The sequence below is a fragment of the Pseudomonas sp. PH1b genome (assembly GCF_000633395.1).
Lineage (GTDB): Bacteria > Pseudomonadota > Gammaproteobacteria > Pseudomonadales > Pseudomonadaceae > Aquipseudomonas.
Genome location: NZ_AYMU01000025.1, coordinates 49,083 through 64,974, shown reverse-complemented (window position 1 = coordinate 64,974; position 15,892 = coordinate 49,083). Strand labels below are relative to the sequence as shown.

The window sequence follows — 15,892 nt, the reverse complement described above, 5'->3', positions numbered from 1 at the left end:
AATAATTACCTTCTTGTGATCTTGGTTGTCATATAAGAGCTTGTGGGGAAGTGCTCTTTTTGAAAGATGTATGTAAGAGGCTTTTAATTTGTTTGTAAGAATTATCTTTTTTAAGTAAGAAACTTGAACCGCTTACTGATTCAGGCGTTTAAGGGAGGGTGGAATAAGGAAGGGGGCATGCAGAGGCGGGTTTTCGGCAACCCTGGCCTCAGCGCAGGAACGCCAGGCGGTAGTCTCCCGGCGTGCCCCCCAGGGCCTGGCGGAAGCGATTGTTGAAGTGGCTGGCACTGGCAAAACCGCAGGCCAGTGCAATCTCGCCCAGGGGCTGGGCAGTGGTGCGCAGCAGGTCACGGGCCCGGCTCAGGCGCCGGGCCAGTACATATTGGTGGGGCGGCAGGCCGAAGCTGGCGCGGAACATGCGGGCGAAGTGGTATTCCGACAGCGCGCACAACCCCGCCAGTTGGCCCAGGCTCAGGGGCGCTTCCAACTGGCAGTCGATGTAGTCCACCAACAGCCGCCGCTGGTGCGCGGCCAAGCCACCCTTGAGCCGGGCCCCCTGGCGCAGGCCCACCTGATGGAGCAGGGCATGGCTGAGCATCTCGTGGGCCAGGCTGCTGGTCAGCAGGCGTTCGCCGGGTTCGTCCCAGTTCAGGCGGACCAATTGGGCAAAGCGCCGGGTCTGCTCGGGGTCGTCGAGAAAGGTGCTTTCGCGCAGTTGCAGTTCCCGGGGCTCGCGATCCAGCAGGGTGACGCAACCCAGGGCGAACTGTTCCGGGCTGAAGTACAGATGGGCCAGGCGAATATCGCCGTTGATCACCCAGGCCGACTGGTGCTCGGCGGGCAGGATGCACAGCTTGCCCGGGCCACCCTTGCTGCCCGGCTGGTCGCGGCGAAAGGTGCCGGTGCCGCCGGCCAGGTAGCAGGACAGGGTGTGGTGGCTGGGCGCCTCATATTCCTGGGCGTCGTGATGGTTGCTCCACAAGGCTGCGGACAAGCCGTCACCGAGCTCGGCGCTGTGCTCCAGGCGAGCATTGGGCGAGCGGTTGAGGGCTTGGAAGACTTGCAGGGTATCCAGTGCGGGCATGGTGGGGCGTCAACATGGGTGCGGTTGCCGGTGTTTCGCATCCTACTCCGTAGCACCCGCGCTGCCAGCCCGGCACCGATAAAAAGCGCAAGTTTATGCAAGCGCGGGCAAGGGGGGCGCTGGAAACTGTGCTCCTTATAGAGGAGTCGCGCCATGAACCTATCGCTGTATCTGCTCACCGTGCTGATCTGGGGCACCACCTGGATCGCCCTGAAACTGCAACTGGGGGTGGTGGCGATTCCGGTGTCCATCGTCTATCGCTTCGGCCTGGCGGCGCTGGTGCTGTTCCTCATCCTGTTGCTCGGTCGCAAGCTGCAGGTGATGAACCGGCGCGGGCACCTGATCTGCCTGGCCCAGGGCCTGTGCCTGTTCTGCATCAATTTCATGTGCTTCCTGCACGCCAGCCAGTGGATTCCCAGCGGCCTGGTGGCGGTGGTGTTTTCCACCGCGACCCTGTGGAACGCGCTGAATGCCCGGGTGTTCTTCGGCCAGAGGATCGCGCGCAATGTGCTGATGGGCGGGGCCCTGGGGCTGTTGGGCCTGGGCCTGTTGTTCTGGCCGGAACTGGTGGGCCACAGCGCCAGCCCGCAAACCTTGCTTGGCCTGGGGCTGGCACTGCTTGGCACCTTGTGTTTCTCGGCGGGCAACCTGCTCTCCAGCCTGCAGCAGAAGGCCGGGCTGCGCCCCATGACCACCAACGCCTGGGGCATGGCCTATGGCGCGGCGATGCTGTCGATCTACTGCCTGTTCCAGGGCATTCCATTCGAGATGGAGTGGAACACCCGCTACGTCGGCTCGCTGCTGTACCTGGTGATTCCGGGTTCGGTGATCGGCTTCACCGCCTACCTGACCCTGGTGGGGCGCATGGGGCCGGAGCGGGCGGCCTACTGCACTGTGCTGTTCCCGGTGGTGGCGCTGAACGTCTCGGCGTTCGTCGAGGGCTACCAGTGGACGGCGCCGGCACTGGCCGGGTTGGTACTGGTGATGCTGGGCAACGTGCTGGTGTTTCGCAAACCCAGGGCCTTGGCGGCAATTCCCGGGAAGCTGGCCTGATTCTCCACGCCGGCCTGTTGCCGCCGGCGGGTTGGCGATCACCGCGGTGGGCGCGTTACTGGCAAGGATCGGACCCATAGTCCTGATGGCCCCGGCCCGGGTAGCATTTCACCTGGGTCGTCTTGTCGGTCACGGTCCAGCGCTCGTTCTCGATGGACAGGTTGAATATTGTCTTTTGCGCGAACACCGAGTCATCCAGCAACCCTGATTCCTCGATCTCGACCACTGCCTCGGTCGGGGATTCGCCGGTGACTTTCTGATTCACCATCACGTTGCTGGGTTCTTGCTGGAAGTGGCTGCCCATGGACTCCAGGGCCACCACCAGCGGCGACTTGGCCGTGGGGCTGGTCGCCTGGGCTGGCGATTGCTGATCGCAGGCCGCGAGGAAGAACGCTGGGGCCAGGAGTAGGTATTTCAACTTCATGCAGGGTCTCTTTGGTGGAGTGGCCAGCCTGCGGGCATTGCCTTGAGGGCTGCGCTGGCGGAGATGCATTGGCCGCTGCCAGGCATCGCAGACGCCTGCAGGTTGGCCAAGCGGGCTTGGCCATCTGACTGGTGGCGCGGGTTTTCGTTCATCGCCCGCCGGCTGCGCCTATATGCGGTTGTGGGCGCGAAGCGGGCCGGGGGTATCGTTTGCCGGCTGCTACTGGGGTTTCCACACCTGCGGGTTGACCAGGTCCTGGGGACGCTGGCCCAGCAGGGCGCTGCGCAGGTTGCTCATGGCGCGCTCGGCCATGGCGTCGCGGGTCTCGGTGGTGGCCGAGCCGACATGGGGCAGGGTCACAGCGTTGGACAATTGGAACAGCGGCGATTCGGCCAGCGGTTCCTTCTCGTAGACATCCAGGCCGGCGCCACGGATCTGGCCCTTCTGCAAGGCTTCGATCAGCGCCGGCTCATCCACCACCGGGCCCCGGGAAATGTTCACCAGGATCGCACTGGGCTTCATCAGCGCCAGTTCGCGGTGGCTGATCAGGTGCCGGGTCTTGTCGCTCAATGGCACCACCAGGCAGACGAAATCCGCCTCCGCCAGCAATTGCTCCAGGCTGCGGAACTGCGCGCCCAGTTCCTGCTCCAGGGCGCTCTTGCGGCTGTTGCCGCTGTAGAGGATCGGCATGCCGAAACCCAGGCGCCCACGGCGGGCCACGGCGGCGCCGATATTACCCATGCCGACAATCCCCAGGGTCTTGCCGTGCACATCGCAGCCGAACAGCGCCGGGCCGACGCTGGCCTGCCAGTGCCCGGCCTTGGTCCAGGCGTCCAGCTCGGCGACCCGGCGGGCGCTGCTCATGATCAGAGCGAAAGCCAGGTCGGCGGTGCTTTCGGTGAGCACGTCCGGGGTGTTGGTGAGCATCAGCCCGCGCTGGTTGAAATATTCCAGGTCATAGTTGTCGTAGCCCACCGAGATGCTCGACACCACTTCCAACTGCGTGGCGTTTTCCAGCTGCGCGCGGCCCAGCTTGCGGCCGACGCCGATCAGGCCGTGGGCCTGGGGCAGGGCTTCATTGAACTGCGCGGCGATGTCCCCGAGCTTGGGGTTGGGGACGATGACCTCGAAGTCCTGTTGCAGGCGTTCGGTCATCTCGGGGGTGATGCGGCTGAAGGCAAGTACAGTCTTTTTCATCGCGTGAAGGCTCGTCAGGCGGGGAGAATGCCAAGCAAGCTAACATTTTTGCCGCCGCTGCCAAAGGGTGCCGGCTCAGGCCGCACAGGCACTGACCTGTGTAGGAGCTGGCTTGTGTAGGAGCTGGCTTGCCAGCGAAGGCGTCGGCCGGGGCGATGCATGTCTTGCGGGCCTCTTCGCCGGCAAGCCGGCTCCTACGGGAGGGGGCTGAAGGACGGAGGGCACAAGCGTGTCGCCTCGTAGGCGCTGGCTTGTGTAGGAGCTGGCTTGCCAGCGAAGGCGTCGGTCGGGGCGATGCATGTCTTGCGGGCCTCTTCGCCGGCGAGCCGGCTCCTACAGGAGGGGGCAGCAGGACGGGGGGCGCAAGCGCGTCACCTCGTAGGAGCTGGCTTGTGTAGGAGCTGGCTTGCCAGCGAAGGCGTCGGCCGGGGCGATGCATGTCTTGCGGGCCTCTTCGCCGGCAAGCCGGCTCCTACGGGAGGGGGCAGCAGGGCGGAGGGCGCAAGCGCGTCACCTCGTAGGCGCTGGCTTGTGTAGGAGCTGGCTTGCCAGCGAAGGCGTCGGCCGGGGCGATGCACGTCTTGCGGGCCTCTTCGCCGGCAAGCCGGCTCCTACAGGGGCGGTTGGCGAGGTCGCCCCTCGGCTCAATTGGCCAGGCGGGCGCCGGTCAGGCTGCTGCTCAGCTCGTACGCCGCCAGTTCCGCCTGGTGCGCCGCGAGGATTTCCGGCAGGGAGCCGCGCAAGTATTCGACCCAGGTCTTGATCTTGGCATCCAGGTACTGGCGCGACGGGTAGATGGCGTACAGGTTCAGTTCCTGGGAGCGGTACTGGGGCATCATCCGCACCAGGGTGCCGTTGCGCAGGCCCTCGATGGCGGCGTACACCGGCAGCACGCCAACCCCCATGCCACTGATGATCGCGGTCTTCATCGCATCGGCAGAGTTCACCAGGAACGGCGAGCTGTTGATGGTGACCATCTCCTGGCCTTCCGGGCCGTCGAAGGTCCATTTCTCCAGGGGAATCACCGGGCTCACCAGGCGCAGGCAGGCGTGGTTCAGCAGGTCGCTGGGCTTGTGCGCGCAGCCGTTGGCTTTCACGTAGGCCGGCGAGGCGCAGACGATGCTGTAGGTGATGCCCAGACGCTGGGAGACGAACCCCGAATCCGGCAGTTCGCTGGCGAGCACGATGGACACGTCGTAGCCCTCGTCCAGCAGGTCCGGTACGCGGTTGGCCAGGGTCAGGTCGAAGGTCACGTCCGGGTGGGTCTTGCGGTAGCGGGCGATGGCGTCGATCACGAAGTGCTGGCCGATGCCGGTCATGGTGTGCACTTTCAACTGCCCGGCGGGGCGGGCGTGGGCGTCGCTGGCCTCGGCCTCGGCTTCTTCGACGTAGGCCAGGATCTGCTCGCAGCGCAGCAGGTAGCGCTTGCCGGCCTCGGTCAGGGCGATGCGTCGGGTGGTGCGGTTGAGCAGACGGGTTTGCAGGTGCGCCTCGAGGTTGGAGACGGCGCGCGAGACGTTGGCGGTGGTGGTGTCCAGCTGTACCGCGGCGGCCGTGAAGCTGCCGGCTTCGGCAACACAACAGAACGCGCGCATGTTTTGCAAGGTGTCCATGGGGTGCTCTCAGGGGAGATGGCAAATTGTGACACGAAGTTACGGGGGCTTGGATAGGCGACCAAGGGATTATCGCGTTTACGGTAACAAAGATTCACAGGAATCCCACCTTATCGCCGACCGGAGCCCACCCTAGAATTGCGCCGATCTATAGGACCCGGCTTGCCGGTGAAGCGCCTCCAGGCCCATCGCGGTGTCTGGAACGCCGGTCAGCGGGTGCCTAAGAGAGATGTACTTCTCCCCCCGATCTCAGGAATTCGCAGCAGTGCCGCGTCGCATCAGCAGAGGGTTCAAGACCCTCAGTGTTTGGGCTTTATCGTTAGCAATCAGCGGCTGCATCGGAACCGGAGGCATTGCCCCACAGGGCAAGACACTTCCCGCTAATACATTGGCCACCGACGAGGCGATCCAGAGCGCCGCGCAGGACGCCCACTGGCCCAGTGCCCAGTGGTGGCAGGCCTATGGCGACCCGCAGCTGGACCGCTGGATCACCCTCGCCGTGCAGGGCAGCCCGAGCCTGGCCATGGCCGCCGCCCGAGTCCGCCAGGCCAAGGCCCTGGCCGGCATTGCCGAGTCGGCCGAGTCGCTGCAGATCAAGGGCGACGCCACTCTCAAGCGCCACAACTGGCCCACCGATCAGTTCTACGGCCCCGGCGCCCTGTCCAACAGCACCACCTGGGACAACAACGCCGCCCTGGGCTTGAGCTATGCCCTGGACCTCTGGGGCCGGGAAAGCAACAGCACCGAGCGCGCCGTGGACCTGGCCCACATGAGCGTGGCCGAAGCCCGCCAAGCGCAGCTGGAACTGGTGAACAATGTGGTGCGCAGCTATATCCAGCTGTCCCTGCACTTCGCCCAGCGCGACGTGGTCCAGGCCACCTTGAAGCAACAGCAACAGATTCTCGAACTGGCGCAACGGCGCCTGGACGGCGGCCTCGGCACCCATTTCGAGGTCAGCCAGGCCGAGGCACCGCTGCCGGAAACCCATCGCCAGCTGGACGCCCTGGACGAAGAAATCGCCCTGACCCGCAACCAATTGGCGGCCCTGGCCGGCAAGGGCCCGGGAGAGGGCGCGCAGTTGCAGCGGCCGACGCTGTCCCTGGGCGCGGCGCTGAAACTGCCCTCGGCCCTGCCCGCCGAACTGCTGGGGCAGCGCCCGGACGTGGTCGCCAGCCGCTGGCAAGTGGCGGCCCAGGCTCGCGGCATTGATGTGGCCCACGCCGGCTTCTACCCCAACGTCGACCTGGTGGGCAGCATCGGTTTCATGGCCACCGGTGGCGGGGCCCTGGAGTTCCTCACCGGCAAGAAGCTCAACTACAACGTCGGCCCGGCCATCAGCCTGCCGATCTTCGATGGCGGGCGCCTGCGCTCGCAGCTGGGTGAAGCCGCGGCCGGCTACGACCTGGCTGTGGCCCGGTACAACCAGACCCTGGTGGACGCGCTGAAAAGCATTTCCGACCAGCTGATCCGCCGCGAGTCCATGGACAAGCAGCAAGCCTTTGCCGCCGAGTCGGTGGCCGCTGCGCAGAAGACCTACGACATCGCCACCGTGGCCTTCCAGCGCGGCCTGACCGACTACCTGAACGTGCTCAACGCCCAGAGCCTGCTGTTTCACCAGCAGCAGATCCAGCAGCAGGTACAGGCCGCGCGCCTGACCGTCCAGGCGGACCTGGTGACGGCCCTGGGTGGCGGGCTTGAAGCCGGCCGCGACGTCCCCACGCAAGACCGCCTTGAGGCACCCAAGACTCCCGCGGCCCTGGCCGTGTTCGACCACTGAAGCAGGCTCCCATGACTTCCTTGCCCGCCCCTTTGCGCTGGCTGTACTCCCTTGAATGGCGCCGGGGTTTCTTCGACTGGGCGCGCAGCGACGGCGTGACCTGGGTTTATATCTTCAAGGTCCTGGCCGCCGCGTTCCTCACCCTGTGGCTGGCCATGCGCCTGGAATTGCCGCAACCGCGCACGGCGATGATCACCGTGTTCATCGTCATGCAACCGCAGAGCGGCCAGGTGTTCGCCAAGAGCTTCTACCGCTTTCTCGGCACCCTGGCCGGCTCGGCGGTGATGGTGGCGCTGATCGCCCTGTTCGCCCAGAACACCGAGCTGTTCCTCGGTTCCCTGGCGATCTGGGTCGGCATCTGTTCGGCCGGTGCCGCGCGCTACCGCAACTTTCGCGCCTACGGTTTCGTCCTCGCCGGCTACACCGCGGCCATGGTCGGCCTGCCGGCCCTGGCCCATCCGGAAGGCGCCTTCATGGCGGCGGTGTGGCGGGTGCTGGAGATTTCCCTGGGGATTCTCTGCTCGACCCTGGTCAGCGCCGCGATCCTGCCGCAAACCGCCAGTGCCGCCATGCGCAACGCCCTGTACCAGCGCTTCGGGGTGTTCGCCCTGTTCGTCACCGACGGCCTGCGCGGGCGCAGCCAGCGCGACATTTTCGAAAGCAGCAACGTGCGCTTCATTGCCGAAGCCGTGGGCCTGGAAGGGCTGCGCAGCGTCACCGTGTTCGAAGACCCGCACATGCGCCGGCGCAACGGCCGCCTGAGCCGCCTGAACAGCGAGTTCATGGGCATCACCACGCGCTTCAACGCCTTGCACCAGTTGCTTGAACGCCTGCGCAGCAGCGGCACCGATCACGTGGTGGCGGCCATCAAGCCCGGCCTGCAGGACCTGGCGGAACTGCTCGACGGCTTCTCCGGCCGTGCCCTGACCAGCCCCGACGCGGCGCGCCTGGCCACGGCCCTGGCGGCCTACAAGGCCGAGCTGCCGGCGCGGGTGCGCAGCTTGCGGGCGGCCTTCCAGGAGAGCGGCCCGAGCGACGCCGAGCAGCTGGATTTCCACACCGCCTACGAGCTGCTCTACCGCTTCGTCGACGAGATGCACAGCTACGCCCAGACCCACGCCTCCCTGGCCGACCACAGCCACGAACGCGAGCGCTGGGACGAGCCCTACACCCCGCAGACCAACTGGCTGGCCTGCGCCGCCTCGGGCATCCGCGCGGCCTTCGTGCTGGTGGTGCTGGGCAGCTACTGGGTGGCCACCGCCTGGCCCAGTGGCGCCACCATGACCCTGATCGCCGCCGCCACCATCGGCCTGTCGGCGGCCACGCCGAACCCCAAGCGCATGGCGTTCCAGATGGCCTGCGGGACTTTCATCGGCGCCCTGGTGGGCTTCGTCGAAATGTTCTTCGTGTTCCCCTGGATCGACGGCTTCCCGCTGCTGTGCCTGATGCTGGCGCCGGTGATCGTGCTCGGTTCATTCCTCGCCTCGCGGCCCAAGTACGCCGGGGTCGGCCTGGGCCTGCTGATCTTCTTCAGCACCGGTTCGGTGCCGGACAACCTGACCATCTACAACCCCTACACCTTCATCAACGACTACATCGCCATGGTCATGGGCATGCTGGTCTGCGCCGCGGCCGGGGCGATCATCCTGCCGCCCAACAGCCGCTGGCTGTGGCGGCGGCTGGAGCAGGACCTGCGCGGCCAGGTGGTGTACGCCATCAGCGGCAAGCTCAAGGGCCTGGCCTCAAGCTTCGAGAGCCGCACCCGCGACCTGCTGCACCAGGCCTATGGCCTGGCGGTGGGCCAGCCCAAGGTGCAGAGCGAACTGCTGCGCTGGATGTTCGTGGTGCTGGAGGTCGGCCACGCCATCATCGAGCTGCGCAAGGAACAGGCGATTCTCCCGGTGCACCCGGCCTATGCCGAATCCCAGCCGTGGCGCCAGGCGATCCGGGTCATGGGCCGCTCCCTGGTGCGGCTGTTCCTGCAACCGAGCCAGAGCAACCTGGAGCGCGGGCTGATCGCCGTGGACCACGCCATCAGCCGGGTCCAGGCCACCGACGAGCCCTTCGCCCCGCACTTCGACACCTCGGCCCTGCGCCGGGTCAAGAGCTACCTGCACTTCATCCGTACCTCACTGCTCGACCCGCAATCGCCGCTGGCGGCCTATGCCGTGGCCAAGCCGGCGCTGCCTGCACCCCAAGGACTTGAACATGCCTCGTGAAATCGCCTTCCACGGCGTTTACATGCCCACCATGACCCTGATGTTCTTCATCGCCGCGGCCCTGGCCTGGGCCCTGGACCGGTTCATTTCCGGCTATGACCTGTATCGCTTCTTCTGGCACCCGGCGCTGCTGCGCCTGAGCCTGTTCTGCTGTCTGTTCGGCGCCATGGCGCTCACTGTCTACCGTTGAGACCCCCGCGATGAAAAAGTTTTTCAGCCTGCTCGCCACCCTGCTTGTGCTGGCCCTGGCCCTGTGGATCGGCCGCACCCTGTGGGAGCACTACATGTACACCCCCTGGACCCGTGACGGCCGGGTGCGCGCGGACATCATCAACGTCGCCGCCGACGTCACCGGCGAAGTGGTGGACGTGCCGGTCAAGGACAACCAACTGGTGCGCAAGGGCGATCTGCTGATGCAGATCGACCCCGAGCACTACCAGATCGCGGTCAAGCAGGCGCAGTCCCTGGTGGCGTCGAAAAAGGCCACCTGGGAAATGCGCAAGGTCAACGCCCGGCGCCGCGCCGACATGGACAACCTGGTGATCTCCAAGGAAAACCGCGACGACGCCGGCAACATCGCCGACTCGGCCCTGGCCGACTACCAGCACGCCCAGGCCCAGCTGGAAGCGGCGGAACTCAACCTCAAACGCACCCAGGTGCGGGCGGCGGTGGACGGCTACGTCACCAACCTCAACGTGCACCGCGGCGACTACGCACGCATTGGCGAGGCGAAGATGGCGGTGGTCGACATGAACTCGTTCTGGGTCTACGGCTTCTTCGAAGAAACCAAGCTGCCCCACGTGCGCGTGGGCGATAAGGCCGACATGCAACTGATGAGCGGCGAAGTGCTCAAGGGCCACGTGGAAAGCATTTCCCGGGGCATCTACGACCGCGACAACCCGGAGAGCCGCGAACTGATTGCCGACGTCAACCCGACCTTCAACTGGGTGCGCCTGGCCCAGCGCGTACCGGTGCGCATCCACATCGACGAAGTGCCGGACGGCGTACTGCTGGCGGCCGGCATCACCTGCACCGTCGTCGTCAACCAAGAGCCTCAATAGGCGCGATCTGGCACGTGTAGGAGCTGGCTTGCCAGCGAAGGCGCCGGCCCAGGCGATGCAAGACTTGCGGGCCCCTTCGCCGGCAAGCCGGCTCCTACGGGGAACTGCACGGTCTATCTGACTGTTGTAGGAGCTGGCTTGCCAGCGACGGCGCTGGGCCAGGCGATGCAAGACTCAAGGGCCTCTTCGCCGGCAAGCCGGCTCCTACAGGGAACTGCACGGTCTGTCTGACTGCTGTAGGAGCTGGCTTGCCAGCGAAGGCGTCGGCCCAGGCGATGCAAGACTCAAGGGCCTCTTCGCCGGCAAGCCGGCTCCTACGGGGAACTGCACGGTCTGTCTGACTGTTGTAGGTGCTGGCTTGCCAGCGAAGGCGCCGGGCCAGGCGATGCAAGACTCAAGGGCCCCTTCGCCGGCAAGCCGGCTCCTACGGCAGTGGGGCGCGGTTATTTGTAGCTTTTCTGCATGATCGCCAGGGACTTCTTCGCCGCCGCTTCCAGGCCGTCGTCAACGTGGTTGATGGTGGCCACCAGCTTCGGGTTCTGCAGTACGTCGACACCGGGATAACGCTGCTGGGCCAGGCGCGAGACGATGATGTACTGAGTCACCGCGTAGTGCAGCTTGAACTGGCCGCTGTCCCGGGCCTTGGCAATGGCCGCTTTGACAAAGGCCTGGCGCTCGGCCGTGGTCATGCCCTGGAACAGGTCGGGGAGATCGAAATGGATCTCGGCGGAGAAAATCGCCACTTCCTCATCCCGCGCCTCGTCGTACATCACCTGCTTGCTGGTCACGCGCTTCTTGAGGTCGGCAAAGCGCTGTTCGCCTTCGGCCAGTTGCTCCGGGCTCATCTTGCCTTTCAAGGCATCCAGCTGGCTGGTGTCCTCGGTGTTGTCGATGATCTTCAGCCAGGCATAGGCCTTCACCAGGTCGCCGGATTCTTCGGCGGCGTCGGCCAGGCTCTGCTGCGGCTCCGGGTTGCCGTGCAACGCCGAGCGCTCCAGCCAGCGCACCGCCAGGTCCCGGTCTTTGGGAATGTCCTTGTCGCCGAACCAGTAGGTGGCGTACATGCCGTACTCGGCGCACCAGTCGTTCTGCGAGGCCGAGTAGGCGATGTAGTTGAAGGACTCGCGGTCGCGCTCGGCCTTGGGCTTGTCGGTTTCCTGGTCGGTGGTGGTGGACAGGTAGCAGAAGGCCCGGGTGTAGTGCGGCGCGGCCATGGCGAAGCAGCCCTTGGCGTTCTTGTAGTCCTCGATCTCGTTCAGCTTGTAACCGATGCCGTACAGCAGATCAGCCTCCATGGCCGGGTTGCAGTATTCGTTGGCAGTGACCTTGGGCAAGACGCTTTCCAGGGTCAGCTTGGGCAAGGTGTCATTCAGTTCGGGGACTTTCGGTTCGGTGTTTTCCGGAGCCGTGGAGGCGCAGGCCGCCAGCAAGACAGCCAATGCCAGTGGCAGCGCGTTGAACAATTTCAATGGATATTCCCTGATCGGCGAATGAAAAAGACGCGCATGAAATCAGGCAGGGACAGGACGGGAGAGGGTGGAGCGTTAGCCATTCCGTGCTTGGGTGTCGACGCCAGCGATTCCATGCTGCATGAGCCCGGGGGCTCAAGGTCGCGCATTCTACTGGGATTGAGAGGGCGTACAACCGAAACCGCAGCAGCTGTTGGGCCGCGGCTGAAAACCCAGTAGCGTCAGGCGCTCCGGTTATGGTTTGCGCTTGGCCAGGATGGCCTTGGCCTTGGCTACGGTGTCTTCCACGCTCAGGTCATCGTCCACCAGCAAGGCCTGCAGCGCTGGGTTCTGCCACAGGTCCACGGCAGGTCCGGTGCTTTGCACCAGGCGCGAGATCAAGGCGTAGGACACCAGTTGGCCACGTGTGTGGAATTTCGGGTAGAGCTCCTGCATGTCCACCAACTGGGCCACGAAAGCATGCCGTTGCGCAGGCGACATGCCCGCGAACACCTCCGGGTAGCTGTAGTACAGATCCCCCGTGCCCAGGGCGATGAGGTCCTGGCGCAGGGCCTGCTCAATATCCTTTTTGGGGGTGAGTTGGCTGAGCAGCCGGGTGTAGTGCTGCTCGCCTTCGGCCATCTGCTGAGGGCTCATCTTGCGTTTCAGCGCGTCGAGCGTTTGGGCGTTATCGAGGGTACGGGCCCAGGCGTAGGCCTGCGGGAGATTGTCCTGTTCGCTGCTACGTACCATCTCCTGTTGCGAGTCCTGGTCGCCGTGGCGGGCGGCGCGTTCCAGCCAGGCCATGGCCAACTCCTTGTTCGGCGGCTGGTCCAACTTGCCGACGTTGTAGATGTCGTACAGGCCAGCTTCCGCGCAGGACTCATTCTTCTTCGCGGCGTAGGCGGCGTAGTTGAAGGCTTCGCTTTTGTCATAGTCGCGTTGCCGGGAGCCGACAATCTTGCCCAGGATGCACAGGCTGGAGGTGGAGCGGGGGGCCGCCATGATCAGGCAGCTGCGGGCCATGTCTATTTCCTTGCTCGCCATCAAGGTACGGGCTGGGCCATACAGCACCTCGTCCTCATCGATCAGTCGCATACCGAGGCCGAGCAGCAATTCGCTGTCCATGTCCGGCGTGCAGTAGGGGCTGGCCTCGACCTTGGGCAGGATCTGTTCGAGGCTCAGGTCGGGCAAGGTTCGGTTCAGTTTCTCGTCCGGTGACGAGGCATCGCAGCCCAGCAGCAAGGCGAACAGGATCAACGGCAGTGCACTACGACATTTCAATGGGGCAGATCCCTGATCGGCGAATGAACAAAGGCGCGCAGGGCCTCCGCTGTAGGAGCTGGCTTGCCAGCGAAGGCGTCGGCCCAGACGATGCAAGACTCAAGGGCCTCTTCGCCGGCAAGCCGGCTCCTACGGAGCGCTGCACGGTCTATCTGACTGTTGTAGGAGCTGGCTTGCCAGCGAAGGCGTTGGCCCAGGCGATGCAAGACTCAAGGGCCTCTTCGCCGGCAAGCCGGCTCCTACAGGAGGTATGTGGTACACGCGGAACGCGTAGGCGCTGGCTGGCTTGCATGCGTGGGGGTCAGAGCTTGGCGCTCAGGCCAAACCGCTTCATCAGTCCCTTCTCCAACAGCCCTTTGGGCAGCAGATTGGCCAGCAGCGGCAGGGCGCGGCTGCCATTGCCCAGACGCACCAGGCGCGGCGGCTTGTCCTGCTGCACGGCCTTGAGCAGGCCAGCGGCAAACTCGCTGGCCGGTGTGGGCTTGTCCTGGGAGGCCTTGGCCCGGGAGCGGATGCCGTCGCGCAACGGCCACCAGGGCGATTGTTCGTTGAGCAGTTGCTCGGCCTCATGCCCGGCGTTCTTGGCGAAGCTCGAAGCGATGGCCCCGGGTTGCACTTCCATGACCCGGATACCGAACGGCGCCAGCTCCATGCGCAGGGCATCGCTCAAGGCGTGCACCGCGGCTTTTGATGCGCAATAGGCTCCGGCAAAGGGCGTGACCAGCACCCCGGACACACTGCCGATATTCACCACCAGGCCACGGCTGCGGCGCAGCACCGGGAACATCGCCCGGGTCACCCCGACCACCGCGAACACGTTGGTTTCGAACTGGCGCTGCATGGCCTGCACGCCACCGTCCAGCAGTGGGCCCATGGCACCGTAGCCGGCGTTGTTGATCAGCACATCGAGGCCGCCGTACTGCTGGTTGATCTCTTCGCTCAGGGCGCCCAGGGCCGGGCCGTCATTCACGTCCAGCTGCACTGCGGTGAAGCCGGCGGCCTGCAGAGTGGCGACGTCCTCGGCCTTGCGGGCGGTGGCGAGCACGGTGTAACCGGCAGCCTTGAACTTTTCTGCCAGGGCGCGGCCGATGCCGCTGGAACAACCGGTGATCAACGCTACGGGCATGGCGCGGTCCTTGTGCTGGGGTGAGGGAGGGGGTGAATCAGTCGGAGAAACTACCCTGTAAACGCTCGGCGCGAAACTCCAGGGTTTGCGGGCGATAGCCCGGGCGCAGCGGTGGCAGCGGCAGGCAGTCCTGCCAGTTGGCACCGGCCTGCAACTCGCCGGGACCGCGATAGCGCGGGGCGCTGTACTGGTTGTCGGCAAGGTTGACCGTATCCCCCGGGGCATAGGCGGCGACCCGCCAGCGCAGTTCGACCAGAGGCACCTTGTTACCGTTGTTGAGCTTGAGCTGCAGCGGCCGGTCAGCGGGGCAATGTTCCGGGGCGTAGGTCAGGCGCAATTCCAGGCGCGCCAGTTGCTGGGCTTCGCGGTTGTCCAGCCAGACCACCCAGCAGGCCACCAGGGCCAGGCCGAACGCGGCAGCGAGGGACACGGGAAGGGCTTTGGCCGGGTAGCGCAGAAGCAGGATCAGCCAGGTGATGACCAGCAGAACGCCGATGAACATGACGCGAGCCTCGGGGAAAAGGAGGGGACATCCTACCTAAGCGTAGGTGGGGTTGGCGATGGAAGATGGCTGTTGTGTGTGGGCGACTTCAAAGCCTTGTGGACTACGTACATGGGCCCCCGCTGTTACCGCAGCGGCTACAGATGAGGCGCCGCAGGCCGGGATGTTCCCAACGCCAGCGGCTTGGACATAAACTGCGACGCCTTTGTCGTTGCTCCGTATCGAACCTGGACTAGCCTCTGACCGTCGCTGCCAATTCAGCGGCCGGGCTTGGTAACCCGTTCTGATCCAGGCGCAGCAGCGCCGTATTTCACTCGTGCAATGGCAGCTGTGCGTGGGAGGGTTCGTCCCTGCCGGGCTCCTGTATCTCCGGTTTACCAACCTGCACGCAGCTGCCACCCCTTCGCTTGGTAACCCGTTTTGATAGCTGCAGCAGCGCCCCATTTCGCTATTGCAAGCTCGTTGTGCACCTGTGTACTCGTGCAATGGCAGCTGTGCGTGGAAGGGCTTCGTCCCTGCCGGGTGCCTGTATCTCCGGTCGACCAATCCGCGTACGGCTGCCCCCCATCGCAGGGCTGTGCATTTTGTGGTGCAGAGGGGCGCGACAGTGATCGATGAGGTGGGGTTGGAGATGAAGGAGAGAGGATAGGCTTGCAGATCGTTCCCCCGCGTTTGAAGGAGGGAACGATCACGGGGCGTTTTAGTTCAGGTACTGACTGCCACGAATTCGCCGACCCAACACATCCAGCAGATCACAACCATCGCGCAACAGAATGGCGCTGGCGTGAGCGATCTGTGTCAGGTCGGTGGCATCGGCGTGGCGGCTGTCCATGTGCACGATGCTTTCCATCAGTTGAGTTACCGCGAAGATACGGTAGGCGGCGCTGGCATGGAGTTCGTCCAAGGGCGCTCGGGTGTCGATAAACAGGGTGGGGGTGGAGGATTCGTTGCTGGTTAACGCGATACGGTCGGCCATGGTGGGCTCCAAAGAGCCAGTGTTGAAAACTGCGTTCCTGAGAAAACAACCGAGCCGTCAACCTCGATCACGAATGAGTCGTGACAGGCGCGACGATAGGGAGCGAGAAGAGGGCGGTCAACCCGATA

14 protein-coding genes are annotated in these 15,892 nt (G+C 64.8%); 5 read left to right on the top strand and 9 right to left on the bottom strand.

The annotated features are described in order from the left end of the window. Window positions 1–208: 208 nt before the first annotated feature. Complete coding sequence (locus U873_RS0129395; RefSeq protein WP_025131650.1) at window positions 209–1,084, bottom strand: helix-turn-helix transcriptional regulator; 876 nt, start codon at window positions 1,082–1,084, stop codon at window positions 209–211. Between the two features lie 153 nt (window positions 1,085–1,237). Between U873_RS0129395 and U873_RS0129390 the strand changes: the two genes are divergently transcribed. Continuing rightward, window positions 1,238–2,137 carry a DMT family transporter gene (locus tag U873_RS0129390; RefSeq protein WP_025131649.1) on the top strand — a complete coding sequence of 300 codons (900 nt, stop codon included), beginning with the start codon at window positions 1,238–1,240 and terminating at the stop codon, window positions 2,135–2,137. A 55-nt stretch (window positions 2,138–2,192) separates the two neighbouring features. Here U873_RS0129390 and U873_RS0129385 read toward each other — a convergent pair whose 3' ends face one another. The 3 genes from U873_RS0129385 to U873_RS0129375 all read right to left on the bottom strand — a co-directional run bounded on the left by U873_RS0129385 (window position 2,193) and on the right by U873_RS0129375 (window position 5,371). Beyond that, entirely contained in the window at window positions 2,193–2,561 is a 369-nt protein-coding gene (locus U873_RS0129385; protein ID WP_025131648.1) for a hypothetical protein, read from the bottom strand. A 219-nt stretch (window positions 2,562–2,780) separates the two neighbouring features. Continuing rightward, on the bottom strand, window positions 2,781–3,758 hold the full coding sequence (locus U873_RS0129380) for a D-glycerate dehydrogenase (protein WP_025131647.1): 978 nt from the start codon (window positions 3,756–3,758) through the stop codon (window positions 2,781–2,783). Window positions 3,759–4,402: 644 nt separating this feature from the next. Further along, the gene (locus U873_RS0129375) at window positions 4,403–5,371 is read right to left on the bottom strand and encodes a LysR family transcriptional regulator (RefSeq protein WP_025131646.1); all 969 of its coding nucleotides are present in this window, start codon (window positions 5,369–5,371) and stop codon (window positions 4,403–4,405) included. Window positions 5,372–5,636: 265 nt separating this feature from the next. Here U873_RS0129375 and U873_RS0129370 point away from each other — a divergent pair, with 265 nt between their 5' ends. Genes U873_RS0129370 through U873_RS0129355 form a run of 4 tightly spaced genes read left to right on the top strand, consistent with a single transcriptional unit; the run spans window position 5,637 to window position 10,428 of the window. Next, a complete protein-coding gene (locus tag U873_RS0129370) occupies window positions 5,637–7,148 on the top strand; it encodes an efflux transporter outer membrane subunit (protein WP_025131645.1) in 1,512 nt (503 codons plus the stop codon). An 11-nt stretch (window positions 7,149–7,159) separates the two neighbouring features. Continuing rightward, complete coding sequence (locus tag U873_RS0129365) at window positions 7,160–9,367, top strand: FUSC family protein (protein ID WP_025131644.1); 2,208 nt, start codon at window positions 7,160–7,162, stop codon at window positions 9,365–9,367. Next, the gene (locus U873_RS0129360; protein WP_007930063.1) at window positions 9,357–9,557 is read left to right on the top strand and encodes a DUF1656 domain-containing protein; all 201 of its coding nucleotides are present in this window, start codon (window positions 9,357–9,359) and stop codon (window positions 9,555–9,557) included. Before U873_RS0129365 ends, U873_RS0129360 begins: the two co-directional genes overlap by 11 nt. 10 nt (window positions 9,558–9,567) lie before the next feature. Then, entirely contained in the window at window positions 9,568–10,428 is an 861-nt protein-coding gene (locus U873_RS0129355) for an HlyD family secretion protein (protein WP_025131643.1), read from the top strand. A 443-nt stretch (window positions 10,429–10,871) separates the two neighbouring features. Here U873_RS0129355 and U873_RS0129350 read toward each other — a convergent pair whose 3' ends face one another. The 5 genes from U873_RS0129350 to U873_RS0129330 form a co-directional block, all read right to left on the bottom strand. Then, on the bottom strand, window positions 10,872–11,897 hold the full coding sequence (locus tag U873_RS0129350; protein ID WP_025131642.1) for a sel1 repeat family protein: 1,026 nt from the start codon (window positions 11,895–11,897) through the stop codon (window positions 10,872–10,874). 234 nt (window positions 11,898–12,131) lie between these two features. Continuing rightward, entirely contained in the window at window positions 12,132–13,160 is a 1,029-nt protein-coding gene (locus tag U873_RS0129345) for a hypothetical protein (RefSeq protein ID WP_025131641.1), read from the bottom strand. Between the two features lie 301 nt (window positions 13,161–13,461). Further along, on the bottom strand, window positions 13,462–14,286 hold the full coding sequence (locus U873_RS0129340; RefSeq protein WP_025131640.1) for an SDR family oxidoreductase: 825 nt from the start codon (window positions 14,284–14,286) through the stop codon (window positions 13,462–13,464). Between the two features lie 37 nt (window positions 14,287–14,323). Then, window positions 14,324–14,788: a hypothetical protein gene (locus U873_RS0129335; protein WP_011059362.1), complete on the bottom strand. Its 465-nt coding sequence runs from the start codon at window positions 14,786–14,788 to the stop codon at window positions 14,324–14,326. A 700-nt stretch (window positions 14,789–15,488) separates the two neighbouring features. Then, window positions 15,489–15,764: a hypothetical protein gene (locus U873_RS0129330; RefSeq protein ID WP_025131639.1), complete on the bottom strand. Its 276-nt coding sequence runs from the start codon at window positions 15,762–15,764 to the stop codon at window positions 15,489–15,491. Between the last annotated feature and the right edge of the window lie 128 nt (window positions 15,765–15,892).